This is a genomic window from Priestia sp. D3YE.R1 (genome assembly GCF_049199565.1).
In the GTDB taxonomy this organism is placed as follows: Bacteria; Bacillota; Bacilli; order Bacillales; family Bacillaceae_H; genus Priestia; species Priestia aryabhattai.
In genome coordinates this window covers 93,448-119,721 of sequence record NZ_JBLTHW010000004.1, presented here as the reverse complement: position 1 = coordinate 119,721, position 26,274 = coordinate 93,448, and the positions used below count along the sequence as shown (strand labels likewise).

The following is a 26,274-nucleotide window of genomic DNA, read 5'->3' as shown; positions in this document are numbered from 1 at the left end:
CGGTCAAAGTTTTAAATTATACATCTTCATGCACGAATTAAAGTGAGCGAACGAACTGAACGTGCCCCAGCTTCCTGCAAACACTTTGCCGCTTGGCGCACGGTTGCTCCTGTTGTATAAATGTCATCAATCAAGAGAAATTCTTGATTCGTAACCATTGAGGAATTCACCACTTTAAATTCCGGTCTTTCTGCCAGCCGACTTCGCCTATTTTTCTTTGATTGCTTTGTTCCTGAACAGCGAACAAGCGGCATTTCTATATTGTCACTGATCAGTTCAGCTAGTGCTAAAGATTGGTTAAACCCTCTTTCGTATAATCTCTCGTCCGTTAAAGGTATAGGAACTAGTATAGCTTTTGGATTACATTCTTTTTTATAGAACTTATACCACTGCTCCTTGAATGCTTGGATAATTTCATAGTCTCCTTGAAATTTAAAACGTTCTATTATACTTTGCATAAAATTGCTGTACGTATAAAGAGAACGGTTAAAAAAAGAACCATCATTCCATTTCTGACAGTCCTTACATGTGTCTAGCTCATAATGAGAAGGAGCCAGGTCTGCAAGAGAGCGGCCGCACCCCCTGCAAATGCTGCTGGTGATGATGGGACATCTTTGCAAGCAAACAGTACAAATCCTATCCGTTGAAGAAGGTTTTAACAATGATCTCCAATCGAAAGAAGAAACAAGGGGTTCAAAACAAATCAGACATATTGTCATCGATCAATCAGCCCTTCCTTATAAGCTAGAGCATTCATATATTCAATATGTCCTTTTGCTTTTCGCATAGACAGAGATTGTCCATAATGAAAAAAGACCACGTCTCCCGTTGGAAATTGTGCACTCCTCCCTACTCTTCCTGAAATCTGCACAAGAGCACTTTCAGTAAAAATCGTTTTTTCTGCTCCCAATACTGCAACATCTATGTTGGGAACCGTTACGCCTCGCTCTAATATTGTTGTCGTTACTAAAATAACTAGCTGTCCTTCTCTAAATTTCATTACTTTTTCTTTTCGCTGGGAATCTTCAGCATGGACACCGTCTACCTTTTCGGTCAGCTTTCGAATCATGTCTGTGATCGGAGCAATCCACTTAATTTGCGGGACGAAGACAAAGCATTGTTTCCCTTCGTCTATTCTTTTTTTCAGCCATTTCTCAACATTAGCAGGTAAGGTATCTGTTTTTATTTTTTTCTTCCAATTGCCACACCATTCAAACCGAGGAACAGGAATAAGCATGCGGTGATAGCGGGCTGGAATTTTAACTACTTGTTTTCTTCCTTGCTCAACGTCTTTTTTTAATGATTCACTTGGAGTCGCTGTTAAATAAATCTTTGACGCAGCGTGTTTAGCTGCTTTTGCAACAGCATAGTGCAGCATAGGCTCTGTTGAATACGGAAATGCATCTACTTCGTCAATAATCAGCACATCGAACGCTTGATAATAATGCAGAAGTTGATGAGTGGTGGAAATAATAAGAGAGGATTCATGAAAACGGTCTTCGCTGCCTCCATACATAGCCAGCACAGCCATATCCGGAAATGCCGATTGAATTCTTGGCTTTAACTCAATAACTACGTCTGTTCTTGGAGTAGCAATACAGACTTTCTTTCCGCTGTTCAGCGCTGATTCAATACCTTTAAATAAAATTTCCGTTTTTCCTGCTCCGCAAACAGCCCAAATTAACAGCTCTTCATCCTTTTTTATAGCTTGAATGAGTTCATTTGAAGCACGTTCTTGAGCTTTAGACAGCGTTCCTTCCCAATTCATCACGCTGCTTTTTGGCAGGACATTCCTTTCTGGTCCTTCCCAGTTTATAAAGGGTGTGCACTCACTTACTTTGCCCATTACAATACACGCTCGGCAATAGCAGCACTCCTGGTGACATCTACTGCATGGAAATGAAGCAAAATAAAAGGGGCTATCACTTCCACACCGGTTGCATTTATATCCGTTTTCTTTCTGGGTAAGTGCTTTTTGATAGGAAATATATCCGTTTAGATAATGTTCATGAATAAGAGATAAAGGATAGGGAGTCCGAGTTAGTAGAAGCTGCTTTCCGCTTAGAGAGCGCTGAAGATCTAAAGAGTAGGGGTATGAAGGATTTAAAGGTGGAGTTCTCCACGTATCGATTTTTGAGAGTGGAAAAGCAGCTGGGCCAGGTACTTGAACGGGATCTAGCAATTCTTGTTTAACAGTAAAAAGCATATCTTCATTCCTTTCCATGTTTATCGTACACATCTATATACGCAAAAAAAGGTGTTTTTTCCTGCAAAAAAACCAAATCAAATGATTTGGTTTTCGATTACTTTTTATACCAGCCTATACCGATGGCACCTTCACCTAAATGCGTGCCAATGACAGCGCCAAAATAAGAAAGGCTCCATTCAATATGAGGATATTCTTGTTCTAAGTCTCGTTGAATTTCTTTTGCTTCATTTTCACGATTAGAATGAATAACTACAGCTTTCATAGGTACGTTTTCTTTTGCATCTTCATCAAGAAGCTCGGTAATTCGTTTTAATGCTCGCTTACGCGTACGAATTTTTTCAAACGGAACAATTTTTTTAGATTCAAAATGGAGCACGGGCTTTACTTGAAGCAGACTTCCGATAATAGCCTGAGCTGCATTTAGGCGACCTCCGCGCTGTAAATGCGATAGATCATCTACCATGAAATACGCATGCATTGATAGTTTCATCTCTTCGAAACGCGCAATGATTTCGTCAGGATGTTTATTTAAGCGGACCATCTCGGCTCCTTCAATCGCATAAAAGCCTTGAACCATACAGCTGATCTCTGAATCAAATACGTGCACGTCAAAGTCTTCTACCATGCTACCTGCCGTCAAAGCACCCTGGTACGTTCCGCTAATTCCACTAGATAACGTAATAACGATAGCTGCATCGAAGTGATCTCGTTTTAACTGTTCAAACAACTCTACAAATTCTCCGATAGCAGGCTGAGAAGTGGTTGGAAGATTTTTTGCTTCTTTAATTTTTTCAAAATATTGATCTGCGGTCATATCTACTTCTTCACGATATGTTTCTTCACCAAAAATAACGCTTAGCGGTACCATATGTATATGATAGTTTGATCGAATTTCCTCTGATATATAGGCGGTACTATCTGTAATAATTGCTGTTTTCATAAGATAGGGATCCATCCTTTGTTATATAAAATAATTTCACTCTATTCTACAACATTTAGGATTAAAATGCATGTAACGAGAGGTTTACCTATTAGTAAAAGCTCACTCACGTATACATATTAATTAACAAACCTTGGATTTCTCCAACCCGCTTGAGTAAATTTAAACTGTCTTTTTCTTTTTGAAGGATATCATTTGTCAAGTCAACTAGTTTCATATCTACTTCTTTCACTAACTTATATATTTTAGTCGTTCCTCTATGATTAAATCCTCTTTCTTCATGCAGTTCAAAACCATTTTTAACGACTTCGTTCATAAACTGCTTCACAAGTGTCTTGTATTTTCGCAAGGAATCAATAGTGTTACTTTTTACTAACTGCTTTCCCTGTTCTTCAATTTTATTTATTACTTGAGTTAAATGTTCATAGGTCAGTTCTTTTTGTTTCTTTACCATTACTCCTGTAAATGAAGCCGAACTACTTACTTCTTTTTCTCTAATGAGATTCACGGAAGAAGAAAGACCGTTAATTCGCTGTAACTCCACTATGTACCTCTCCTTTCTCTGTTAGTATACACTCCATTGCGTTTAGACTTTTAGATGTGCTAGCTTGATTAGCTGAAAAGTTTCGAGAGGCATCTGATGCGTGGATATGATGATTATCCTTTAGCTAAGAGTGATACTTATGTGCTGTTCATAAGAAGACAGCTTGCTTTTTCGGGGCGAAGAGGTAACTTTAGGCGTCGCTTTTAACACTTCATTCCAAGCGTTAGAAAGCTTCTTCATCACTTGTTGAACTTCACATAAAATAAACGTATCTTTTTTAAAATTAGCCATAATTAATCGCTCAGACATATAGTTGTAAAGGGTATCTAACTGCTCTGCAATAATACCTGCTTGATATGTTAAGCCAATTCCTAGCCGATATAAAATATCGTTGCACTGTTTAATTTTTTCATTCGCTGTAAAATAATCGCTGTGGTGAATTGCTATTACAGCTTCATCAATATTTTGAATAAATTTTTCATACATCATAGCTGTTAGCTCTTGCGGAGATTTATGATAAATTAATTCTTCCGTTATAAAATTCAGCTTCATCACCTTCTTGCCTTATTTAAATCAGTTTTCTATTTGTTTCACTCTAACTTTTAAATTTTTAAAGGGTACCAGTTGAGGTTTGAATAAATTCTTCTACAACCTCATATGTATCTGAATGTATTGAAGACCTTCCTTTACAAGAGCTTGCATCAAATTGATGAACATTGTTTTGAGGTATGGATGCTTTCGTCGAAAGTTGTAGGATCCTTAAGATTTCCTTTATCCTTAAGCGAATTTGAAAGACGAGTAAATGCGCAAAGGTATCATCCATCGCCTTCCTAAAAGATATCTTCTTCCCTTAACTTATCGGTTGTTTCCCTCTCTCATTACACATGACTTTTTACCCACAATTTCAAAAAAAGTTATAAAAAGAAAAAAAAAGTCCGATATACCTAGTGGTATATCAGACTTTTGAACTTATCTTACTTCTACCCAGCCGTTTTTGATTGCCACAACAACAGCTTGAGTACGATCATTTACATTCATTTTTTGCAAAATATTACTCACATGGTTTTTAACGGTTTTTTCACTAATATATAATGCTTCTCCGATTCCTCGGTTACTTTTACCATCAGCCAACAGTTGTAGCACTTCGCACTCACGACGTGTTAACAAATGTAGCGGACGGCGAATCTCAATTGGTTCGTGCGGATAAGAAGACGATTGCCCTTGAGCTGCCAGTCGACGGTACTCTTTTACTAAACTATGCGTTACTTTCGGGTGTAAATATGAACCACCTTCTGCAACTACTTTCACTGCCTCAATTAACGCATCCGCATCCATTTCTTTTAGCAGATAGCCTCGTGCACCTGTTTGTAAGGCATGAGTTACATATGTCTCATCATCATGGATAGATAAGATAATAACTTTAGCGTCCGGATTTACTTCTACAAGCTTTTTCGTAGCTTCTACACCATTCACAGCCGGCATGTTAATATCCATGATTACAACATCAGGTTGATGTTCTTCTACAAGGTCAATAACTTCGCTACCGTCGTCACCTTCTGCAACTACTTCAAAATCTTTTTCGAAATCTAAAATTCTTTTTACTCCTTCACGGAATAATTGGTGATCGTCGATTATGATAATTCTTGTCTGCATGTTTGATTCCTCCCCAAATCGAACAACAAATGTTTTACTCTATATTGACCCCTATTTATATACATATCTCTGCCTTTTTAAGCGGCTATAATCGGTACTTTAATCATAACAAGCGTGCCTTGATTAATTTTCGAATGAACAGAAATAGTCCCATCTAACAAATCAACACGCTCTTTCATTCCTATTAAGCCGAACGAATTCTCTTTTTTCTCTTCTTGATTAAAACCACAGCCGTCATCTTTGACCAGCAAAATAGCGTGTTCATTGTTGAACTCTATCTTCACTTGGATTTCCGTTGCGTCTGCATGTTTTAATGCGTTCGTTACAGCTTCTTGCACTAGACGAAACAGTGCTACTTCTAATTTTGAAGCAGTTCGCTTCTCTTGTCCAATGGAAATAAACGTAATCCGAGGCTTGCCTTCATTATAATCTTCAATTGTATCAAGATATTTACGCAGCGTCGGAATTAGACCTAAGTCGTCAAGTGCCATCGGTCTTAAATCATATATAATTCGACGCACTTCGTATAGGGCAGAACGAACCATTTTTCGTAAATCTCGAATTTCTTCCATTGCTTCTTTTGCACTACGTTCCCGGTAAATTCGGTCAATTAATTCCGATCTCATCATAACATTTGCAAGCATTTGAGCTGGGCCGTCATGAATCTCTCTGGACAAACGTTTCCGTTCCTCTTCCTGAGCTTCAATAATCCGAAAGCCAAAATACTCTTTTTGAATAGCATCTTCTACTATTTCCCCTACTTGTTTTAAATCACTTGTTAAATAATTTAACACAACGGAAATTTGACCTACTAGGTGATCTGCACGTTTAATCGTTTCTTCCAATGTAAGCAAGCGTCTTTCTAGTTCATCTCGACGATTACGCAGCTGATATTCGCTTTGCTGATTCATCAGCAGCTTGGTTTGTAATTCATGTGCTTTTTCATAAGCATCTTTTACTTCAGGCTCTGAATAAATTTGAAAATGTCGGCTCACATCAGACAAACGCTTTCGAGCCAACCTTGCCTGAGTTTCCAATTTATCGCCTTGCTCTATCGTCTCAAGAACTTTTCCTTTTAACACTTCTAACTCTTCTTTAATTTGCTGATATTCTTGTCTGGCATCTTCAGAAAGACGATAGACTTCATTTTTACTATCTCCTACTGTGCCAATAATCTTCTCAAAAATTTCATCAAGTGCCTTGCTTGTTAATTTATGTTTCGACATTTACTCACCCCAAACTATACTCACATTCGGAGAAATGTCTATACGTTCATGCTATATATAGTATTCGTATGACCTATCTGAATTGTGAGGATAAGATCCATATTTTCTCCCTATCTGACTTTTTATATCCAAAAAGTAACGGTTGTTTTTAGTACCCTCAAACTCGACATCAATCGACGCTTGACTCGCGTTATTTGAATAGATTACCATTTACGCTCACTCTTCAATAGTGACTAACTGCCTGTTTAAATCATTTCATTATTTAGCTATACAAGCCTGCACACTGCTTTATTATAACGTATATTCTGTATGGCTTGTTTAAGTGATGTTGAATTTGATTAATTGATGTCTTTTCATAAACATTCTATACTAATAGCAAGTAAACAGTACGTAAATACCCGTTTTTCTTCTATTTATAACGCTAAGGAGGATTTTTTGATTGTTATCACAATATTATACCGTAAAACAAGAAGGTTCACATGAAATCACTATTCAAAAATCTAGATTCATTTGTCATATGAAACGTGTAGTAACTGAGGAAGAAGCTCAGCAATTTATTCAAGACATTAAAAAACAGCACTGGAATGCTACTCATAACTGTTCAGCTTACCTAATTGGAGAACGGGATCAATTTCAAAAAGCAAACGATGATGGAGAACCAAGTGGAACAGCAGGCGTACCGATGTTAGAAGTGCTTAAAAAGAGAGGCTTAAAAGATACGGTGGTCGTCGTTACGCGCTATTTCGGAGGCATTAAATTGGGCGCAGGTGGCTTGGTGCGCGCGTATGGAAAATCCGTTTCCGAAGCGTTAAATGAATTAGGTACAGTCAAACGAACTCTCATGGCGGTTATGCATACAACCGTCGACTATACATGGCTTGGAAAATTAGAAAATGAGCTTCGCAGTTCCGTTTATCTATTAAAAGAAATCCACTACGCAGACATGGTAGAGATTGAAACATTTGTAGAGGAATCTCAAACGGAAGCATTTACTGAATGGATGACCGAGCTAACAAACGGCCAAGCAGATATTCGAGCAGGTGAGACGACCTATTTAGAAGAAGATGTAGAATGAATTATTTACTCTTATTAAAAAACATTGTACAATTGATAAATAGCGCAACTATTCTGATGGTTGCGCTACTTGTCAATGAGTAAAAACCTCGTAAAGACGCATAGCTTTGACGAGTTTGATTCATACATTCCAATTTATAACACATACTAAGTGTCACAATAAGTGTTCGAATATACGAATAAAAGGAGAAACCGTATGGCTCAATATAGACGTTTTCAAAAAAGAGTAAACAAACGGAAAAGAAAACGAAGGCTTTTTACATTTTTTCTGTTACCTATCCTTATTTTAGGGCTTTCTGCAACCGCTTATGGCTCTTATTTATTTGTTAAAGCTAAAACAGTAGCTTCTGATTCTTATGAAGGACTTGGAGAACGCGATAACTCTCCTATGCGTGATCGTAAAATCGATCCCAAAAAAGATGATATATCCATTTTATTTATGGGCGTAGATGATAGTGAAACCCGGAAGTTCGGAAAATCAGCCCGTACAGATGCTTTGATTTTGGCGACCTTTAACGAAACAAATAAAACCGTAAAGCTTGTAAGCATACCTCGAGATTCGCGGGTTTATATACCTGAAGTGAACAAAAAAGATAAAATTACGCATGCGCATGCGTACGGAGGTCCAAAAGCAACTGTAGAAACGGTAGAACAGCTGTTTAATGTCCCTGTTGATTACTATGTTAAAGTGAATTTTAAAGCTTTCACAGACATTGTAGACTCACTTGGGGGAATCGATTTTGATGTACCTTATGCGATGAGTGAAAAGGACTCAAAAGATCGTCATAATGCTATTGTCTTAAAACCAGGAAACCAACATTTAAATGGCGAAGAAGCGCTAGCTGTTGCTCGAACACGAAAACAAGACAACGATATTGAGCGAGGAAAAAGACAACAGCAGTTGATCGAAGCCATGATTAAAAAAGCTGCTTCCATTGGATCACTAAATAAATATGGCAATCTTATTGAAGCTGTTGGCGATAATATGAAAACGAATTTAATGTTCGGTGAAATGCTTTCATTTTATGATTATGCTTCGAAAAAAGTAGACATCGAAACCATTAACTTAGACGGCAGCGATGAAAAAATTAACGGCGTTTACTACTTCAAACTAGACAATGATTCAGTGGAAAAAGTAAGTGAAAAGCTCCGCAAGCATTTAGGCATTGAATCAACTTCAGATACAACAGAATAATTAAAAAGACCTCTTGGATATCCAAGAGGTCTTTTTTTATTAGTTTTTTAAACGTAGCCCACGAACCATATTAAGGATCGGCCTGTATGTCTTATCAACTAGCCCTATCTTTTCAACGATAATTTCAATCGCTACAAGGAGGATAGCTAGTACAAGAAAAGAACCCCACATTGTTTGTACCTTTGAGAAGATAACTGCCGCTAAACCAAATATCGCACTCATTCCATAAATAATTAAAACCGTTTGTCTATGGCTGTACCCTAAGCGCAACAAGCAATGATGCAAATGAGATTTATCAGGAGCCGATAGCGGTTGATTTTTTACGATTCGGCGAATAATAGCAAAGAACGTATCTGAAATTGGTACCCCTAAAATAATAACTGGAACAATAAAGGAAATAACCGCTACATTTTTAAATCCTAACAGAGACAATACAGAAATCATATAGCCTAAAAATAGTGCTCCTGTATCGCCCATGAAAATCTTAGCGGGGTGAAAGTTGTAAAACAAAAATCCGAGCGTACTTCCCAATACGATGAAACCCATGCTTGTCACAAACACATTGCCCATCATAATAGCCATACCCGAGATGGTAATCAATACAATAGAGGAAACGCCGGCAGCTAATCCATCCAATCCATCAATTAAATTAATAGCATTGGTAATTCCTACAATCCATAATACCGTAATTGGAATACTTAACATTCCGAATTCTAATTTTCCGCCAAACGGCAAGTTAATGAAGTCAATTTGGACTCCACCGTATACAACAACAATTAATGTCGCTACTAGCTGACCGCCTAATTTGATTTTAGCGGATAGCTCAATCATATCATCTAAGACACCGGTAATGATGATAATGATGCTTCCGATTAAAATCGGCAGCGCATATTTACTGTCAGGCTGTAAAACGAGGTATCCAATAAGAAAACTAAAAAATATCGCCAAACCTCCAAGGCGAGGCATAATTTTTTGATGAACTTTTCGTTGATTTGGTTTATCCGTTGCACCTATTTTAAACGCCAGCTTCTTAACCAGCGGAGTGATCAGAATAGATGTAATAAAACAAATAAACAAGGTCAAATATAGCATGGAGACCCTCCTCAGGTTTATGTTAACCAAAACCATAAAAAATGTATCCAACTTTATATAATTGGATAGTATTTCAAATTGCGTATAACAATAATTACTTACTTATTCCCAAAATGGATTATATCACAATGATTCTACTACTTAAATAGAAATTTATTCTCAAAAATTAGCACATTTACAAACTATTAATAGAAAGGAACTATATTTTTTGGTGTATAAACAGCTGATTTACTTTATTCTTATGCGGTTATTTTATGTAGAACATTTTCTTTACTATATTTTATTAAAATATAAGCGAACTCCCCCCTTTTCGTCTAATTTATTCGTCATCTTTAACTCTTTTTCCTTTTTATTAAGCATATTTAAACCTTTATTTTTATTTCACATAGCCCCACTCATTATATGAACAAACTTTTGGCCTATGCATGTCCACTACTTCAAACCGCATTCTCTGAATCGTTGTCCTTATCTTATATCATTTAAAAGTTAAAATATAGTGAAATGGATAGAGATAAAATTAAACAAAAAAAGGAATTTAATCAAAAAAATGAAACTTTTTTCAATACGGTTCGTAATACATAGTAGAAACAGCATCAATCATCTTACATAAAGGGGGTGTTGAATGAACTATGCTCGGTCTATCTGTTCAAACAGTGTATTTGTATGGATTAATTATCTGCGGAAGTCTAACCTTCTTATACATTTTATTTAGCGATTTATTAGATGGATTATCTGAAGCGACACCTTTTTTTAACCCCACTCTTCTTTTTTCTTTTTTAACATTCTTTAGTGCCAGTGGATATTTGTTCACCTATACGTCATTGCAAAATTATTGGATTATTTCGATTTCCGCTCTTATTGCCCTTCTACTCGTTATTTTGCTCAACGTTTTCGTATTGATTCCTTTATCATCGGCTGAAGAGTCTCTTGCTTTTACTGAAGATTCGTTAAAAGGAAGACTTGGTACCATTATTACTTCCGTTCCTGCAGATGGTTATGGAGAAGTATTTATCGAAGGGGTTAGCGGCACGATCTCCAAACCCGCTGCCAGCTTTAAAAACACTGCTATACCTTTAGGCAGCAAAGTGCTTGTGGTAGATATACAAAGGGGCAACGCACTCGTTGTGATTTATGAAGAAGTTATGACCAATTAATCATTATAAATAGCATTAGGGGGAGTTTTATGTTTTCAATACCTATATTAGCTGTCGTTGGAATTGTTGTTTTTTTATTAATTGCGCTGATTGCCGTATTTATTACAAAATACCGTACAGCAGGTCCAGATGAAGCGTTAATTGTAACAGGGAGCTATCTGGGAAATAAAAACGTGCACGTCGATGAATCCGGAAACCGGATTAAAATTGTTCGCGGCGGCGGTACGTTTGTTCTGCCAGTTTTTCAACAGGCTGAGCCTCTGAGCTTGCTATCAAGCAAACTGGAAGTGTCTACACCTGAAGTATATACAGAACAAGGTGTTCCTGTTATGGCTGATGGGGTATCAATCATCAAAATTGGAGGTTCTATTTCAGAAATTGCAACGGCCGCTGAGCAGTTTTTGGGCAAAGCAAAAGAAGATCGTGAAACCGAAGCTAGAGAAGTCTTAGAAGGTCACCTTCGCTCGATTCTTGGTTCTATGACGGTAGAAGAAATTTATAAAAACCGTGAAAAATTCTCTCAAGAAGTACAGCGCGTAGCTTCACAAGACCTAGCTAAAATGGGATTAATTATTGTATCGTTTACAATTAAAGACGTTCGGGATAAGAACGGCTATCTAGAATCGCTAGGGAAACCTCGTATTGCTCAAGTTAAGCGAGATGCTGATATTGCAACAGCGGAAGCTGAAAAAGAAACAAGAATCAAGCGTGCTGAAGCTCATAAAGATGCCCAAAAAGCGGAGCTCGAGCGAAATACAGAAATCGCGGAAGCTGAAAAAATGAATCAGTTAAAAACCGCTGAATATCGTCGCGAACAAGATATTGCCAAAGCTCGTGCTGACCAAGCATATGATCTAGAAACAGCCCGCGCGAAACAAGATGTAACAGAACAAGAAATGCAAATTCGCATTATTGAACGTCAGAAACAAATTGAATTGGAAGAAAAAGAAATTCTTCGTCGTGAGCGTCAATACGATTCTGAAGTAAAAAAGAAAGCAGATGCAGATCGTTACTCTGTTGAGCAATCCGCAGAAGCTGAAAAAGCAAAACAGCTTGCTGAAGCAGACGCCAACAAATATCGAATTGAAGCAATGGCTAAAGCTGAAGCTGAACGCGTTCGAATTGATGGGTTAGCAAAAGCTGATGCTCAGCGCGCCCAAGGTGAATCTGAAGCTGAGATTATCCGCTTAAAAGGTTTAGCTGAAGCAGAAGCTAAACAAAAAGTAGCTGAAGCATTCGAGCAGTTCGGTCAAGCGGCTATTTTAGATATGATTATCAAAATGCTTCCTGAATATGCAAAACAAGTTGCAAGTCCTTTAGCAAATATTGATAAAATTACGGTTGTGGATACAGGAAGCAACGGTGAAAACAGCGGAGCTAATAAAGTGACTGGCTATGCAACAAACTTAATGTCTTCTCTTCAAGAATCTCTGAAAGCATCCTCAGGTATAGATGTGAAGGAATTGATTGAGAACTTTTCTGGAAAAGGAAATGTGCGACAAAGCTTGCACGAACTAACGGATGAAATCAAGCAACAAAACAAAAAAGAAGATATCTAAAAATAAAAAGCATGCGGATATAATCCGCATGCTTTTTTAACCTCTTAACACTCGAAGAAGAAACCTAGGTAATTCTAACTGACGCTTCCATCTCCATGGTTCTTTTAACAATCGATAAAGCCACTCTAAACCAAACTTTTGAAAAACAGCAGGTGCTCGGTTCAATCGTCCTGAAATAACATCGAACGAACCTCCTACGCCTTGATAAACAGAAGGATTAAGTTTTTCTTTATGAGCAATAATCCAATTTTCTTGGGCTGGACTGCCTAAAGCCACAAAAACAATTTCTGCTCCTGAATCATTAATCGTATGTTCAATGACTGCTTCATTTTTTTCATAGCCATTTAATGTTCCAACAATTAAAATCCCTGGAAACATCTCTTCCAACTTAGCTTTGGCTTCATCTGCAATTCCAGGCTTGGCTCCGTATAAAAAAATTCTTTTACCATTATTCGTTGCTTCTTTACACAGCTTCAGCATCATATCAATACCCGTTACACGCTCACGAATACGTCCCTTTTTGAGCTTTGAAGCTAAAATCACACCGATTCCATCTGGAATTTGATAAGTCGCCTGATTTAATAGTGACTTCAATTCCCTGTCTTCTTGTGCTTTCATAATCTTTTCAGGGTTGATTGCTACAATAAATGATTTTCGGCCTTTATCTATATCCTGAAGTAACTTTACCGCTAGCTCATCGTACGTGTCGCTACAAACGTCTATTCCTAAGATGTTTTCCTTCATTAAATCACCCGTATGTTGATTTTTTAGTTTTTTACAAACGAAAGACAGGCTGTTCAGCCCGTCTTTTTATAAAGTAGAAACTTTTGAATCACCAAGTAACACTACGTCAAAGCCTGCTGCTTTCCATTGATCACGCTGAATGCAGTTTTTCGTATCAAAAATAATCTTTGTACGCATATGATTTTCAACAGATGATGGAAGAAGCTCTTTGAACTCATTATGATCTGTTAAAATAAGAATCACATCCGCATGTGCAACAGCTTCATCCAAACTTTGCGTCTGACGTTCGATTTTATTCTCTTTGATATGAGGATCAAATGCTGTGTAATCAACGCCCAGCTTTTCTAAATGATGAAGTACATCTGTTGATGGACTTTCACGCATATCGTCAATATTTCCTTTAAAAGCTAAACCTAAAACAGCTACACGTCCATGTTGAATGCCCTTTTCATCTAGTAGGCTTTTCGTTTTCAATGCTGTATATTCAGGCATTGAATCATTTGTATGACGAGAAAGAGAAATAATTTTTGCCAGTTCGGGCTGAAGCTCCGTTAAGAACCAAGGGTCAACAGCAATACAGTGACCGCCTACACCAGGACCTGGTAAATGAATGTTTACACGTGGATGATAGTTCGCTAACTTAATCGCTTCCCACGCATTTACACCAATTTTCTCACTAATTTTCGCCAGTTCATTGGCAAACGCAATGTTCACATCACGATATGTGTTTTCGATTACTTTCACCATTTCAGCTGTTGTAGCATCCGTTACGTGAATATTTCCTTTTACAAATGTTTTATAAAGCTCAACAGTCAAACGACTAGACTCTTCGTTAATACCACCGACAATACGGTCATTATTTACTAGTTCCTCAAATACTTTTCCTGGAATAACGCGTTCCGGTGAATGAGAAACAAATAACTCACTGCCTAATTCTAAACCAGTTTCTCTTAGCACAGGTAGCATCACATCTTCTACTGTACGGGGAGGAACTGTGGATTCTAAAATAACTAAATTTCCTTTACGAACGTAAGGAACAATGGATTTTGTCGCTTCTCGAACATAGTTCAAGTTTGCCGTTTTATCTTCATTAATTGGTGATGGTACAGCAATAATAAAAATATCCGCCTCTTCAGCTGTTGTGCCTACCGTGAAGTGGCCGTTGTCAACCGCTGATTCTAAACGTTCTTGTAAGCCGTTTTCTTCTATATGAAGTTGCTTATTTTTAATTAATTCTACTGCTTTTTCATTTACGTCAACACCATGTACATATAAGCCGTGATTGGCAAACATAACAGCTGTCGGTAAACCTATATATCCTAAACCAACTACACACAATTTCTTTGTCATTGCAGAAAATCTCCTTTATATGACATGCTTAATAAATAAAACCTATCTGATATTATATCGAAAAATGTCATTTCATGATAGCATTTATATAAAAACATGAAATAATTTCTTTTACTTATTATTATGTAACATTTTATGAGAATTCATCAATAAACGATATAACCATCTTTTGTACAACGGGCTCTAACCCAAAAGAACTATTGAAAATCTCCATGATTCCCAATAGTTCCCCTAGTAAATCTATTTTTACATATGCCCTTCTTTTTCGACAATTTCTCTAAAATAGCTCACTAACTCTTCTCGCAGCGGTTCTCTTTGTAAGGCTAAATCAATTGTTGCTTTAATGAATCCAAATTTATCTCCAACATCATAACGTTTTCCTTCGAAATAATAAGCAAGAACACGTTGAAATTCATTCAGACGTAAAATAGCATCTGTTAATTGAATTTCTCCTCCTGCACCAATTTCTTCTCTGCTTAAGATATCAAAAATTTCCGGTGTTAAAATATAGCGCCCCATAATTGCATAGCCTGAAGGGGCATCTTCTGGATTCGGTTTTTCAACGAGCGTTTCTACGTCTAATAATCCTTTTTCAAGAGGCTCTCCTTTAGGACCTACAATTCCGTACTTTGAGGTTTCTTTCCTAGGCACCTCCTGTACACCAACTACAGCGCATTCATATTTTTCGTATACGTCCATTAACTGTTTCAAACAAGGTGTTTCTGATTGAACTACATCATCGCCTAGCATAACAGCAAAAGGTTCATCTCCGATAAAACTTCTGGCACAGTGAATGGCATGACCTAATCCTTTAGGTTCTTTTTGACGAATGTAGTGAACATTAGCCAAATTCGAAATCCCCTGCACTTCTTCAAGCATGTCCCACTTTTCCTTTGCAGCTAATGTTTCTTCTAACTCATATGATTTATCAAAATGGTCCTCAATTGCTCGTTTTCCGCGACCGCTTACAATTAAAATATCTTCAATACCTGATGCTACTGCTTCTTCCACAATGTATTGAATCGTTGGTTTATCTACAATTGGCAGCATTTCTTTAGGCTGTGCTTTTGTAGCCGGCAAAAAGCGTGTCCCTAATCCAGCTGCTGGAATAATAGCTTTACGAATTTTCACTTACTTTTCCTCCTGTCAATGTCAATCGTGCTTATTGGTTATAGTATAGTAAGTCTTCGATTGAGTATGTACACAAAGTCATGTTGAATCCATTTCTTTTTATAAAGAGTCATGTTGGATTCTGCTTTATCATAACAAAAGATTTTGTATAATTCTATTTTTATCATTTATAATGAAAAGAAAATTAATCACTTATAAATATAATTTTATGTTCCACTTATGTATAGAAAGGAATGGGATTATGAGTTCGTTTTCAGATCACTTACAGCACCAATTTATACATCATTTCCCGTACAGTGATGCACGCTATCGCACGAATGCCCAAGCAGGACTAGACCTTTACCGCACCCATTCATTCTTCATTTTGCACAATGATGAACAGATATTAAACGTTAAAATCGATTCGTTTTATGTTGAACTAAACAAGCAGACGCTCCCTGAAAGTACCTGTTCTTGTCAGCATCGCGGATTTTGTGAACACTGCTTTGCAGCGTTTTTTTATATGTATTCATTAATAGAACCGCTTTCGCCCCTATTCAAAGAATGGCGAAACCATGAAAAGGCAGCTTTGACTATGCTATCTGCCAAACAAGTGTTAAAAAAGCCAAAGGCAACTTTCCAAGAGTGGAAACAAACTTTTGAAGAGCAGTATACGCTTTTTATGCAGGGGCGAAACGAAAATGACCGTTCCATTTATCATGAATATTATCAATATTATTACCGTGCCTTAGTCAAAAAGGCTCCTGAGCATCCATTGCTTTATGCTCTATTTTGTATGTATGGAGCGGTTCATTCATTCAATAAACTATCAGCTCAATTACAGACTCATCTGCTTTCTACTAATATTGAGGAATCATTTGTATATAGTCACGTATACAAAATAACAAATGAAATTTATGCTACCGCTGATTCATTAAAGCAAACGAAATACGATCGGGATGCATTATCTATTATAGAAGACAGCATTCCATACATCCGAGAATTATTGCATAAAGATATGCCTTTACAATATGAGCGTATTGAAATTTATCGCGTTATTTGGCAAAAAGTCTTCACGTTAGAAAGATGGCGAAAAAATGAGGAACGCGAATTAAAAGCCCAGCATGGTTCTTTCATAAATAATACAGCTCTTTCCTATCTTTTATTTCTTCAAGGAAAAGATAGAGAAGCAAAAGAACGTTTGAGCGATGAAACATTACAAATGATTCCCTATCTTATCCCTTGGTTAAATGATTTATTGCACGAAAAAGAAACTGACCGCTTTGCTCAGTGGGGATTTTATATAATGGCCTATATAGGAGATTACGTCCGCACCGTTCCGACTACTTATCAAGGAAGCCGAAACATGGTATCCATGATTGCAAATTTATTTCAGCACTATAAAGACTTAACGAACGATCAAACTTTGTATACCGAAGCATTACAAACGTTACTTCCCTATAGTTTTATTGAGTATAGTGAGTTTTTGTATGCTTCTGACCAATTGAAAAAGTGGGTTGAATTACAGGTGCTTCTTCAGTATGACAGCATCAAATATGACGAGCCAACGATAGAAGCCTTAAAACAAAAAGATGAAAAGCTGGTTATCCCTCTTTATCATCACATGATTTCAAAGCTGATTTATGAAAAAAAGAAAAGCAGTTATCAAGAAGCCTATATCTACTTACAAGAATTAAAGAGACTTTATCTACAAATGAATCGCTCTCTACTATGGGAACATTATATAGAAGAATTAACGATAAAAACAAAAAAACAGCGCGCATTTCAACAACTATTAGAAAAAGGAGATTTACTGAATGTTTGATTTGTTTCACTTAACACTTGAAGTCGAACCTGTACACGATGACTTTTTCCTCTACTGTGTATCACCTAGCGGCCAAATTTTGCTCCCTGATACATGGAAAGATGCGCTGTTTCTATGGCATGAACAGACCTACTATGGAAGCGAAATTACACCGGTTGAGATTAATGGAAAAAAAGGAATTCTTCTTTCTCCATGGCAAATGTTCACTTTCATACAGTCACCTATTCAACAGCATGTGTTGAAACCGGCTTTGTCCGCTTCAGCAGAAGCTTATCAGCAAATTGCAGTCGATATGACAAAAAGGATTATCCAAGGGAAATTTCATTCTCTTCCTTTTAAAAAGCAAATGACTGGCTCGCTTTCACAGGCTGCTGAACAAGAGTGGAGAGCACAAATTAAAGAGAGCCTATTAAAAAAAGAAGGAAAAGACTTTTTAATAAGCATAGAAGGCGAGAGCTATAATCCTCCCTTTGATCTTTCGCTGCGTATTATAGAGCCAACGACTGATGGAGATGTATGGACGGCTGAAACATTCGTGATTCCCCATGATGAAGCCAAAGAACCTTTTATACTGGAAAGAAATCTTCCCAAAGAGTGGCATCACTACGAATCATATATCGCTTACGAACACGAACGATGGAAAGCGTTGGCTCCTACTTTATACCAAAAAGGAGCGTTTATTCAGTCTGTCCTAACAGATGAGGAAGTATGGGAATTTCTAACTCAAGATAGTGCAGCATTGATCAAACAAGGTGTCTCTATCCATTTGCCAAGCTGGTGGGAATCATTAAAAAAAGCCACTATAAAAGTATCTGGCGCCATTGAAAGTACTTCATCCGCATTATTTGGTAAACAAGCTATCAGCAGCTTCCGCTGGTCATTTTCTATTGGCGATCAAACTTTCTCAGAAGAAGAGTTTCGGAAATTAGTCGAACAAAAACGCCGATTATTATCTATTAACGGCCAGTGGATTCGACTGGATTCTAGATTAATTAAACAAGCGCAGAAAATTGTTAAAGAAGCTAGTAAAAAAGGCGTCTCAATTCATGAAATTTTAAAAACGAAGCTAACCTACATGGCAGACAGTAAAACTGATGAAGAAGAGGTAAAAGTTGAGTTCCAACTCCCGGCTTCTTTTCAATCATTTATTACATCTTTAACGGATTTAGAACGGCTGCCAGAAGTGCTGCCTCCTTTGACATTTAAAGGTGCACTAAGACCTTATCAGCAGCAAGGTGTAAATTGGCTTATGTTTCTGAGAAAGTTTAACTTAGGAGGATGTCTAGCAGATGATATGGGACTAGGCAAAACCATTCAACTAATTAGTTATTTAACAAACATTCATCAGGCACATAGCTTTCCTTCTCTCATCATCTGTCCAACTTCTTTAATCGGAAACTGGGAAAAAGAATTCCAGAAGTTTGCCCCTTCTCTTCGTGTTCATGTTCATTACGGGACAAAAAGAGCCAGCGGAGATGCATTTGAGAAGATATGTGAAAGCACTGACGTTGTGATCACAACGTATCAAGTTGCTCTTTTAGATCTCGAATTGTTGAAAGGGTTTATGTGGAACAGCATTTCCTTAGACGAAGCCCAACATGTTAAGAATCCGCAGACTAAACAGGCAAGAGCCATCCGGCAGCTGCAAGGAAGACACAAAATTGCGCTAACTGGAACTCCCATTGAAAACCGTCTGCTGGAACTATGGTCATTATTTGAATTCATCAATCCTGGTTACTTAGGAACAATCAATTCATTTAAAAACCGATTTGTAGCCGGCATTGAAAAAGGAGAGAAACCTGAACGAACTGTTGAGCTTAAAGCCCTCATTCAGCCTTTCTTATTGAGAAGAACAAAACAAGATAAAAACATCGCCCGCTCACTGCCTGATAAACAAGAACAAAAAGAATATATCCCGCTGACAGCGGAACAGGCTTCACTTTACCAGGAGCTAGTTCAAGAAATGCTTCAAGAAACAGAGGTAAAAACAGGATTTGAACGAAAAGGACTGATTTTGCAAACACTAAATAAGCTAAAATTATTATGCAATCATCCCGCTCTGTACTTAAAGGAAAGTGCAGCAAAACAAACGGTACGGCGATCTCATAAAAATGAAAAAATTATTGAACTCGTAGAGAGCATTCGCACACAGCAAGAAAGCTGTTTAATCTTTACTCAGTATATTGAAACAGGACTCATGCTGCAAAGAACCTTAGAAAAAGAAATCAACGAGCCAGTTTTATTCCTTCACGGAAGTTTGTCAAAAGAACAAAGAGATGAAATGGTTGCCCAATTTCAAGCAAGGAAAAAAGCCATCTTTATCCTTTCTCTTCGCGCAGGTGGAACTGGATTGAATTTAACGGCTGCAAATCACGTTATTCATTTTGACCGATGGTGGAACCCGGCCGTTGAAAACCAAGCAACCGATCGGGCCCATCGAATTGGTCAGAAGAAATTTGTTCATGTTCATAAATTTATTACAAGAGGAACGATTGAAGAAAAAATTGATGAAGTGATCAATCAAAAACAACTTCTAAACAATGAACTCATCCAAGGAGATCAATGGGTCACAGAACTTTCGAATAAAGAGCTACAAGAGCTTCTTGCTTACAGAAATGAATAAGAAAAATTATAAAATGTGTTACACCGTTACCAAAAAGAGGACTTTTTTACTTGTCCTCTTTTTTTATTAGATCATTCGACATAAAAAAATAAGTGCAAATCGTTCTTCAACTACTGATAAAGATACAAAAAACGCGATAAATATCGTTTTTTGAATAAAAAGGTATTTTTATAGCGAAAAAGACCCTTTACTTTCTCTTTAAATTCCAGCATATTTATACATATAATATTTTTGTAATTTAATAGACATATTGGAAAAATAAACACGAAACATTTACATAATTAGGGGGATTTATTAATGAAAAAAAGGCAGCTCGCTTTATCTCTAGGGGCCATTGTTGGCGGAACATTCTTATATCAAGCTTCAGCTGAAGCATCTGCTTCAACTGTTCAAGTGAAAGCTGGAGATACACTTTGGTCATTATCTACCAAATATCATACAACGGTAGAAGCTTTAAAAAGCGTAAATAAGTTATCTTCAAATACAATTCGTATAGGACAAACGTTATCGATTCCTTCTGCTTCAACCTCTCAACCATCTAATAAGGAAGAAAAGCCTTCAGCTCCTGCTACTGGTTCAACCTATAAAGTTCAAAGCGGCGATACCCTTTGGAAAGTGGCTACTCGTTTTAATATGAGCGTAGAAGAATTAAAACGTTTGAACGCTCTTTCTTCCAACATCATTTATATTAACCAAACGTTAAAAGTAAATGGAAGCACCAGCGCATCGACTCCAACTACGAGTAAACCAGCAGAAACTCCTTCTAAGGATGCAAACGGAACTTACAAAGTTCAGCGTGGAGATAGCCTGTCTAAAATAGCTTCGGCATTCCGCATGAGCGTCAGCGAATTAAAACAAATAAACGGATTAACGTCTAATACGATTTATGTAAATCAACAATTAAAGGTATCAAAAAGCAGCCAAACAACTACGTCGACAACAAAACCAAGTACATCTACACCTTCAACTTCTACTGGAACATTAAATGTATCTCAAATGATTTCAGATGCAAAACGTTATATAGGTGTTCCTTACAAATGGGGTGGCACAACTCCTTCTGGTTTTGACTGCAGCGGATTCATTTATTACGTAACGAAACAACAAATTTCTACAACGCGCTATACGACGGCTGGTTATTGGAGTGTATCAACACCCGTAAGTAATCCACAGCCTGGAGACTTAGTGTTTTTTAATACATATTCTAGCGGTCCTACACATATGGGCATTTACCTTGGTAATCGCCAATTTATTCATGCTGGATCTTCTACAGGTGTAACCATTGCAAGCTTAGATAACAGCTACTGGAGCAAACGCTACTTAGGTGCAAAAAGATTTGCTAAATAACTGATAGAAGCTGAGACAAAAGTATGTTAGTTGAAGGAAGACCCGAACGAGTTTGATTCTTGGTGGAAAATCAAACTCGTTCGGATCTTTTCAATGGTAGGGTGGACGCAGGTTTCATATATGTAGGTGCTTCTAGCTGCTGAGTGGAGGGTAAGGCTCATCGGCCACTCGCGGAAAGCAAAGACTTGCACGGAAATCAACAGCGGTGTAACAAGTCATCCATACCAGCTTATTTATCCCGGTTGTTTGTCTTTAGATTGCATTGATTCAGTTATGCCTCAACCTCTTATATACAGCAAAAAAACCGTTAAATGATTTAACGGCTGAAATAGAGGAATCGTTCGGGGATAGTGAATACTTTAATTTTCTCTCTTGAGAACATAGAAAGAGCCTTGCTCTTAAAGAGGATCTATCTTCCATTACGATAGATAAGGGGAATTAAAACCTTAGCTGAACTAACCACCCCCTTTCATACTAGATAACTTTATTCTTCTTGTTGATTTGAACCAAATGAAGACGAATCGGATGGCTTTCCACTTAAAAATTTAACCGCATCAGCCACAACGTCGGTCATATATACTCGTTGCTGAAGATTATTTTCAAATGTGCGCGTTTGTACACGCCCTACCACACCTACAACCGCTCCTTTATCACAGTAAGCAGCTGTATTTTCTGCATTTTTTCTCCACAGAGTAATGTTGACAAAATCAGCATCATATTCACCTTCAACATTTCGAAACGTTCGATTAATTGCTAAAGTAATAGTAGATACTGCAATCCCTTCATGGGTATATCGAAGCTCCGGTTTTTTTGTCAGTCTTCCTACAAGAACAATATGGTTAATCATAGTCTACCACTCCAACTGATTGAATAATGGGAATCTTTAAGCTCATTCATGTTATAATATGGATAACCTACTATTTACGCAAAGGAGGAAACATCAATGAAAACATTTAAACTTGTGTCATTTCAATTGGTTGATGATCAAGAAAAGCGTCAGTCTGTCTCACTAACCAACGGCCTTATTATTAATAAAGAAGACGGCGAAAATAACTGGATTTTAGAAGCAGTTATTGATAAGAAATGGTACGATGAATTTCATGTTTTGTTGAAAAATAAACAAAAAGTGACGGTAGAAGCCAAAATTACGAAAGAAACAAATGATCCGGCTACCTTTATGGCTACCGTGGCTTCTATTACTTCAATTGGTGAAAATCGTATTAGTTTGTTGATGAAAGGTGTTTTAAAAGAACGGAGACTTCATTATGCTGAAATGCTCTTAGAGGATTTAATTAACCAAGGGTTATCAGGTCAAGATTTACTTCAACAGTTCAAACTGCAGCTTCGAAACAGACCGGTAAAAAGTACATCTAAAAAATAAGTCAATTCATCTCAAGGTGTCTGGATTTAAAAAAGAGGATTATTGTTTGCGGCCTTTTTCGTTGGTCCATGAGAAGGGTAAAGAAAAGAGAACTCACTGGAGAGGTACCTTTCTTTTTTTCCTAAAAATAAATGAGCACAACTAGAACGTTTGAAGCGATTATCTCTTATGCGAGCGCCTTGCCTTTTCAAATAAAAATTTGTCATTTTTTCACTCCTTTTTTCTTTGTAATTCGTATATTAATGCATTTTTCCCCGTTATTCAACCATTTTTTTCAATATACCGAACAAAAAATAGGATTTTTTTACTATAAAAATCTCTATTTTTGTTCTTTTTTTTATATTCATACAGAAAAATGAATCTTTTTAGAGAAAAAAAGAGATAAAAACAGGTTTTATTCCCTTTATTGCAGAAGATAAAGTGTATATGTTTCATATTGTGCGATTTTGGCATATTAGAAAGAATATGAACTAGATTCGAACAATAAGACATATACTTATCTTTACGAAATTAGGTGATGCATATGAAGGGTTTTGGAGAAAGAATTAAGCATTTCAGACTAAAAAGAGGGTTTTCACAAGAAGAATTAGCAAGCCAATTAAATGTTTCGCGTACAACTATTTCGAAATGGGAATGTTCGAAGCAAACACCTTCCATTTTTGACTTTCTATCTTTATGTAGTTGTTTTCAAGTTACGCTAGACCAACTTATTGAGCCTTCCTCTTACAAACAAGATCATTTACATGATTTCCAACTTCTTTACTTAACAAGAAAACGTGAATCTGATTCACGCGACGACGCAATTTTAAAACTCATAGATAAACAGCCCTCATTGAAAAATTTGCTCTTACAATTTTCATCTCTGTCACCAGCTCTTCAAAAAGAGTTGCTAACGGATATTATACCTTTATTAAAGAAACTTTTTTCTGCTTTGCAGCGCCAATAAAAAAAGCTGCATCAGCAGCTCTTATGTACTATTCTTTTTTATCGCCTAAAGCGAACATAATATCTGTTTCGCAGACTAACTCTCCATCTACAGTTGCGATACCTTTTCCTTTGCCAATAGATCCACGCGCACGTACAATTTCCACCTCTAAACGCAGTTGATCACCAGGTCTTACTTGCTTTTTAAAACGGCAGTTGTCAATGCCTGCAAAAAATGCTAAACGTCCTTGGTTTTCTTCTTTTTTCAGCATAGCTACTGCTCCTACCTGAGCCAAAGCTTCTACAATTAAAACCCCTGGCATCACAGGATAGTCAGGGAAATGCCCGTTAAAAAATTCTTCATTGGCAGATACGTTTTTTAAACCAACTGCTTTTTTTCCCTCTTCCACTTCTAAAATACGATCGACCAATAAAAATGGATATCGGTGTGGAATAATTTCTTTAATTTGTTCAATATCAAGCATAAATAAGTCTCCTTTCAAACCGCATGTAACATACGATACTATTATCAATATACAGAATGCTCAATTGAGAAGCAACTACTTGCTTAAGCTCTGATTCCATTCACCAAGCCCATCATTTGGTCTGCAATTGAAATAGAGCGGGAATTAAACTGATACGCACGTTGAGCAATGGACATATCAGTGAGTTCCTTGCTCAAATCTACATTTGACTGTTCCAATTTCCCTTGCTCTACGCCTGCTGTGTCACGAGCTTTTCCAATCAAATCTGTAAACATATTCGGTTGGTTCATCCCTGCTGAAAAGGCAAATAAATTTTCTCCTTTAGCTTCTAGCATCTGCGGCTTTTGAACATTTGTTAACCCAAGGGTAAATTGTTCAACACCCGTGTTCGTAGTAACCGTTATCGTTCCACTTCCATCAATTTGTATATCTTTGAACGCGTTACTAAAAATAATAGCTTGGCCATTTTCACCCAGCACATCCTGTTCAGACCCGTTTACTAATTTAACATTGTTCGGGCCTTCAGGGCTAAGGTGAAATGAACCATCTCGCGTATATTGTACAGGCTGTTGGGAATCGTTTACGGCAACTTGAAAATAAACGTTTGGATTCGATGCAGCTACATCTAATAGTTTATCTGTATTCTCAAAAGCACCTTGCGTCATATTCAAGCTCGTTTGGTCTAAATAAGCGCCTGTGCCTTGCCGAATTCCGGCTGGTGTAAGCCGCTTTTCTGTTCCCTTATCTTCTTGATTGTTTACTTGTTGATACAGCATATCATTAAATGAAGTATCTCTCGATTTATATCCTGTCGTATTTGTATTAGATAGATTATGACTAATGACATCAAGCTGCTGCTGCAGCTGTCCCATCGTATTGGCGGCTGTTATCATTGTACGGTTCATTCTACTCATCTCCCCTGTTGCTTTTAGCGCACGCGTCCAATTTCATTTGCCGCTTTATCCATGCTTCTATCGTAAGCTTGCATTATTTTTTGGTTTGCTTCAAAAGCTCTGTAAGCCGTTAGTAAATCAGTCATACTTTGAGCAGCATCTACATTGGAACGTTCAACAAATCCTTGCTTTAACTGATAAGAAATTCCTGGATTATTCCTTACTGAAGACAATGGCTGATTGTTCAACGTTTCATACAATCCATTCCCTGCCTTTTTAATCGTTTGTAAATCACTAGCATAAGCAATACCGATTTGTGCAACCTGCTGATTATTTTCCGTTACGTTACCTTGTGAATCTACTATAAAATTTTCACTTTTCAGTTGAATTGGCTGATTATTTGTATTTAATACATAAGCTCCGGTAGACGTAGTTAAAAACCCTTCTTGATCTAATGTAAAATTACTGTTTCTTGTATATTGAGGCGTATTATTAGGGCTTTTTACCACAAAAAATAGTCCGCCCTCTTTTGTAGGCATATGTTGCTCCATCAATGCAATATCAGTTGATTGAGACGTTTGCTGAAGATCACCTTGTGTAAAATTTGGAACTGTTTCTTGCATATACACACCCGTATTAATCGTACCTATGTCCTTTTTGTTCTGAACAGAGATGTTACGGTCAGTGGGTAAATCTTCAGATTCCATTCGCTGCAGTAACATCTCAGGAAATGCCTTTAACGTACCTTGATCTGCTTTAAATCCTGGCGTATTAGCATTCGCTATGTTATTCGTTAATAAGTCAGTTTGACGCTGCTGAGACAGCATACCCGCTGCTGCCGTGTAAAACCCTTTAAACATACTTCATCCTCCTTACAAGTAAACGTTGTTCATTATAGCCGGCTGACAGAGTATAATAGATAAAAGAAGAGACTCCTCTGTATGAAACG

At 37.2% G+C, this 26,274-nt stretch carries 24 protein-coding genes; 9 read left to right on the top strand and 15 right to left on the bottom strand.

What is annotated here, in order from left to right:
• Positions 1-26: 26 nt before the first annotated feature.
• The 7 genes from ACOZIR_RS22265 to ACOZIR_RS22235 form a co-directional block, all read right to left on the bottom strand.
• Positions 27-719 (bottom strand): ComF family protein, encoded by a 693-nt coding sequence (locus ACOZIR_RS22265; protein ID WP_152640858.1) that lies wholly within the window; start codon positions 717-719, stop codon positions 27-29.
• The gene (locus ACOZIR_RS22260) at positions 716-2,224 is read right to left on the bottom strand and encodes a DEAD/DEAH box helicase (RefSeq protein WP_421535824.1); all 1,509 of its coding nucleotides are present in this window, start codon (positions 2,222-2,224) and stop codon (positions 716-718) included. Before ACOZIR_RS22260 ends, ACOZIR_RS22265 begins: the two co-directional genes overlap by 4 nt.
• A gap of 79 nt (positions 2,225-2,303) precedes the next feature.
• Complete coding sequence (locus ACOZIR_RS22255) at positions 2,304-3,149, bottom strand: DegV family protein (protein WP_045293755.1); 846 nt, start codon at positions 3,147-3,149, stop codon at positions 2,304-2,306.
• 106 nt (positions 3,150-3,255) lie between these two features.
• Positions 3,256-3,693, bottom strand: coding sequence for a YaaR family protein (locus ACOZIR_RS22250; RefSeq protein WP_045293757.1), 438 nt, complete (start codon positions 3,691-3,693; stop codon positions 3,256-3,258).
• A gap of 120 nt (positions 3,694-3,813) precedes the next feature.
• A complete protein-coding gene (gene fliS, locus ACOZIR_RS22245) occupies positions 3,814-4,245 on the bottom strand; it encodes a flagellar export chaperone FliS (RefSeq protein WP_310878187.1) in 432 nt (143 codons plus the stop codon).
• Positions 4,246-4,662: 417 nt separating this feature from the next.
• Positions 4,663-5,346 (bottom strand): response regulator, encoded by a 684-nt coding sequence (locus tag ACOZIR_RS22240; protein WP_013059772.1) that lies wholly within the window; start codon positions 5,344-5,346, stop codon positions 4,663-4,665.
• Between the two features lie 77 nt (positions 5,347-5,423).
• The gene (locus ACOZIR_RS22235; RefSeq protein WP_013059773.1) at positions 5,424-6,572 is read right to left on the bottom strand and encodes a sensor histidine kinase; all 1,149 of its coding nucleotides are present in this window, start codon (positions 6,570-6,572) and stop codon (positions 5,424-5,426) included.
• A 439-nt stretch (positions 6,573-7,011) separates the two neighbouring features.
• Here ACOZIR_RS22235 and ACOZIR_RS22230 point away from each other — a divergent pair, with 439 nt between their 5' ends.
• Both ACOZIR_RS22230 and ACOZIR_RS22225 read left to right on the top strand, forming a co-directional pair.
• On the top strand, positions 7,012-7,647 hold the full coding sequence (locus ACOZIR_RS22230; RefSeq protein WP_421535823.1) for a YigZ family protein: 636 nt from the start codon (positions 7,012-7,014) through the stop codon (positions 7,645-7,647).
• A gap of 195 nt (positions 7,648-7,842) precedes the next feature.
• Entirely contained in the window at positions 7,843-8,841 is a 999-nt protein-coding gene (locus tag ACOZIR_RS22225; protein WP_045293761.1) for an LCP family protein, read from the top strand.
• Between the two features lie 39 nt (positions 8,842-8,880).
• Here the strand turns inward: ACOZIR_RS22225 and ACOZIR_RS22220 are convergent, their stop codons facing one another.
• Positions 8,881-9,933, bottom strand: a complete 1,053-nt coding sequence (locus tag ACOZIR_RS22220) for a glycosyltransferase family 4 protein (RefSeq protein WP_013059776.1) — start codon at positions 9,931-9,933, stop codon at positions 8,881-8,883.
• Between the two features lie 629 nt (positions 9,934-10,562).
• Here ACOZIR_RS22220 and ACOZIR_RS22215 point away from each other — a divergent pair.
• Complete coding sequence (locus tag ACOZIR_RS22215; protein WP_045293763.1) at positions 10,563-11,087, top strand: NfeD family protein; 525 nt, start codon at positions 10,563-10,565, stop codon at positions 11,085-11,087.
• A 29-nt stretch (positions 11,088-11,116) separates the two neighbouring features.
• On the top strand, positions 11,117-12,646 hold the full coding sequence (locus ACOZIR_RS22210) for a flotillin family protein (RefSeq protein ID WP_045293765.1): 1,530 nt from the start codon (positions 11,117-11,119) through the stop codon (positions 12,644-12,646).
• A gap of 36 nt (positions 12,647-12,682) precedes the next feature.
• Here the strand turns inward: ACOZIR_RS22210 and ACOZIR_RS22205 are convergent, their stop codons facing one another.
• The 3 genes from ACOZIR_RS22205 to galU all read right to left on the bottom strand — a co-directional run bounded on the left by ACOZIR_RS22205 (position 12,683) and on the right by galU (position 15,871).
• Complete coding sequence (locus ACOZIR_RS22205; protein WP_045293767.1) at positions 12,683-13,390, bottom strand: WecB/TagA/CpsF family glycosyltransferase; 708 nt, start codon at positions 13,388-13,390, stop codon at positions 12,683-12,685.
• 66 nt (positions 13,391-13,456) lie between these two features.
• Positions 13,457-14,740 (bottom strand): nucleotide sugar dehydrogenase, encoded by a 1,284-nt coding sequence (locus ACOZIR_RS22200; protein ID WP_088049183.1) that lies wholly within the window; start codon positions 14,738-14,740, stop codon positions 13,457-13,459.
• Positions 14,741-14,986: 246 nt separating this feature from the next.
• On the bottom strand, positions 14,987-15,871 hold the full coding sequence (gene galU, locus ACOZIR_RS22195) for a UTP--glucose-1-phosphate uridylyltransferase GalU (RefSeq protein ID WP_028412001.1): 885 nt from the start codon (positions 15,869-15,871) through the stop codon (positions 14,987-14,989).
• Positions 15,872-16,112: 241 nt separating this feature from the next.
• Between galU and ACOZIR_RS22190 the strand changes: the two genes are divergently transcribed.
• The 3 genes from ACOZIR_RS22190 to ACOZIR_RS22180 all read left to right on the top strand — a co-directional run bounded on the left by ACOZIR_RS22190 (position 16,113) and on the right by ACOZIR_RS22180 (position 21,642).
• Positions 16,113-17,675, top strand: coding sequence for a hypothetical protein (locus ACOZIR_RS22190; RefSeq protein WP_045293771.1), 1,563 nt, complete (start codon positions 16,113-16,115; stop codon positions 17,673-17,675).
• Complete coding sequence (locus ACOZIR_RS22185; protein WP_045293772.1) at positions 17,668-20,298, top strand: DEAD/DEAH box helicase; 2,631 nt, start codon at positions 17,668-17,670, stop codon at positions 20,296-20,298. Before ACOZIR_RS22190 ends, ACOZIR_RS22185 begins: the two co-directional genes overlap by 8 nt.
• Positions 20,299-20,595: 297 nt before the next feature.
• Positions 20,596-21,642 (top strand): LysM peptidoglycan-binding domain-containing protein, encoded by a 1,047-nt coding sequence (locus tag ACOZIR_RS22180; RefSeq protein WP_421535822.1) that lies wholly within the window; start codon positions 20,596-20,598, stop codon positions 21,640-21,642.
• Positions 21,643-22,126: 484 nt separating this feature from the next.
• On the opposite strand, the gene ssb is transcribed toward ACOZIR_RS22180, so the two are convergent.
• The gene (ssb, locus tag ACOZIR_RS22175) at positions 22,127-22,489 is read right to left on the bottom strand and encodes a single-stranded DNA-binding protein (RefSeq protein WP_028411997.1); all 363 of its coding nucleotides are present in this window, start codon (positions 22,487-22,489) and stop codon (positions 22,127-22,129) included.
• Positions 22,490-22,585: 96 nt separating this feature from the next.
• Between ssb and ACOZIR_RS22170 the strand changes: the two genes are divergently transcribed.
• Together ACOZIR_RS22170 and ACOZIR_RS22165 are read left to right on the top strand one after the other, a co-directional pair.
• A complete protein-coding gene (locus ACOZIR_RS22170; protein WP_045293775.1) occupies positions 22,586-23,023 on the top strand; it encodes a YwpF-like family protein in 438 nt (145 codons plus the stop codon).
• Between the two features lie 523 nt (positions 23,024-23,546).
• The gene (locus ACOZIR_RS22165) at positions 23,547-23,969 is read left to right on the top strand and encodes a helix-turn-helix domain-containing protein (protein ID WP_045293776.1); all 423 of its coding nucleotides are present in this window, start codon (positions 23,547-23,549) and stop codon (positions 23,967-23,969) included.
• Positions 23,970-23,997: 28 nt separating this feature from the next.
• Here ACOZIR_RS22165 and fabZ read toward each other — a convergent pair whose 3' ends face one another.
• From fabZ to ACOZIR_RS22150, 3 genes are all read right to left on the bottom strand, one after another.
• The gene (fabZ, locus tag ACOZIR_RS22160; RefSeq protein ID WP_013059788.1) at positions 23,998-24,432 is read right to left on the bottom strand and encodes a 3-hydroxyacyl-ACP dehydratase FabZ; all 435 of its coding nucleotides are present in this window, start codon (positions 24,430-24,432) and stop codon (positions 23,998-24,000) included.
• A gap of 83 nt (positions 24,433-24,515) precedes the next feature.
• Positions 24,516-25,337 carry a flagellar hook-basal body protein gene (locus ACOZIR_RS22155; RefSeq protein ID WP_045293777.1) on the bottom strand — a complete coding sequence of 274 codons (822 nt, stop codon included), beginning with the start codon at positions 25,335-25,337 and terminating at the stop codon, positions 24,516-24,518.
• A 23-nt stretch (positions 25,338-25,360) separates the two neighbouring features.
• The gene (locus tag ACOZIR_RS22150; RefSeq protein WP_045293778.1) at positions 25,361-26,185 is read right to left on the bottom strand and encodes a flagellar hook-basal body protein; all 825 of its coding nucleotides are present in this window, start codon (positions 26,183-26,185) and stop codon (positions 25,361-25,363) included.
• Between the last annotated feature and the right edge of the window lie 89 nt (positions 26,186-26,274).

Bases quoted from the DNA above. Each gene is read 5' to 3' on its own strand.
- ACOZIR_RS22265 (WP_152640858.1), bottom strand. From the start codon at position 719: ATGACAATATGTCTGATTTGTTTTGAACCCCTTGTTTCTTCTTTCGAT.
- ACOZIR_RS22260 (WP_421535824.1), bottom strand. From the start codon at position 2,224: ATGGAAAGGAATGAAGATATGCTTTTTACTGTTAAACAAGAATTGCTA.
- ACOZIR_RS22255 (WP_045293755.1), bottom strand. From the start codon at position 3,149: ATGAAAACAGCAATTATTACAGATAGTACCGCCTATATATCAGAGGAA.
- fliS (WP_310878187.1), bottom strand. From the start codon at position 4,245: ATGAAGCTGAATTTTATAACGGAAGAATTAATTTATCATAAATCTCCG.
- ACOZIR_RS22240 (WP_013059772.1), bottom strand. From the start codon at position 5,346: ATGCAGACAAGAATTATCATAATCGACGATCACCAATTATTCCGTGAA.
- ACOZIR_RS22235 (WP_013059773.1), bottom strand. From the start codon at position 6,572: ATGTCGAAACATAAATTAACAAGCAAGGCACTTGATGAAATTTTTGAG.
- ACOZIR_RS22225 (WP_045293761.1), top strand. From the start codon at position 7,843: ATGGCTCAATATAGACGTTTTCAAAAAAGAGTAAACAAACGGAAAAGA.
- ACOZIR_RS22220 (WP_013059776.1), bottom strand. From the start codon at position 9,933: ATGCTATATTTGACCTTGTTTATTTGTTTTATTACATCTATTCTGATC.
- ACOZIR_RS22215 (WP_045293763.1), top strand. From the start codon at position 10,563: ATGCTCGGTCTATCTGTTCAAACAGTGTATTTGTATGGATTAATTATC.
- ACOZIR_RS22210 (WP_045293765.1), top strand. From the start codon at position 11,117: ATGTTTTCAATACCTATATTAGCTGTCGTTGGAATTGTTGTTTTTTTA.
- ACOZIR_RS22205 (WP_045293767.1), bottom strand. From the start codon at position 13,390: ATGAAGGAAAACATCTTAGGAATAGACGTTTGTAGCGACACGTACGAT.
- ACOZIR_RS22200 (WP_088049183.1), bottom strand. From the start codon at position 14,740: ATGACAAAGAAATTGTGTGTAGTTGGTTTAGGATATATAGGTTTACCG.
- ACOZIR_RS22190 (WP_045293771.1), top strand. From the start codon at position 16,113: ATGAGTTCGTTTTCAGATCACTTACAGCACCAATTTATACATCATTTC.
- ACOZIR_RS22185 (WP_045293772.1), top strand. From the start codon at position 17,668: ATGTTTGATTTGTTTCACTTAACACTTGAAGTCGAACCTGTACACGAT.
- ACOZIR_RS22180 (WP_421535822.1), top strand. From the start codon at position 20,596: ATGAAAAAAAGGCAGCTCGCTTTATCTCTAGGGGCCATTGTTGGCGGA.
- ssb (WP_028411997.1), bottom strand. From the start codon at position 22,489: ATGATTAACCATATTGTTCTTGTAGGAAGACTGACAAAAAAACCGGAG.
- ACOZIR_RS22170 (WP_045293775.1), top strand. From the start codon at position 22,586: ATGAAAACATTTAAACTTGTGTCATTTCAATTGGTTGATGATCAAGAA.
- ACOZIR_RS22165 (WP_045293776.1), top strand. From the start codon at position 23,547: ATGAAGGGTTTTGGAGAAAGAATTAAGCATTTCAGACTAAAAAGAGGG.
- fabZ (WP_013059788.1), bottom strand. From the start codon at position 24,432: ATGCTTGATATTGAACAAATTAAAGAAATTATTCCACACCGATATCCA.
- ACOZIR_RS22155 (WP_045293777.1), bottom strand. From the start codon at position 25,337: ATGAACCGTACAATGATAACAGCCGCCAATACGATGGGACAGCTGCAG.
- ACOZIR_RS22150 (WP_045293778.1), bottom strand. From the start codon at position 26,185: ATGTTTAAAGGGTTTTACACGGCAGCAGCGGGTATGCTGTCTCAGCAG.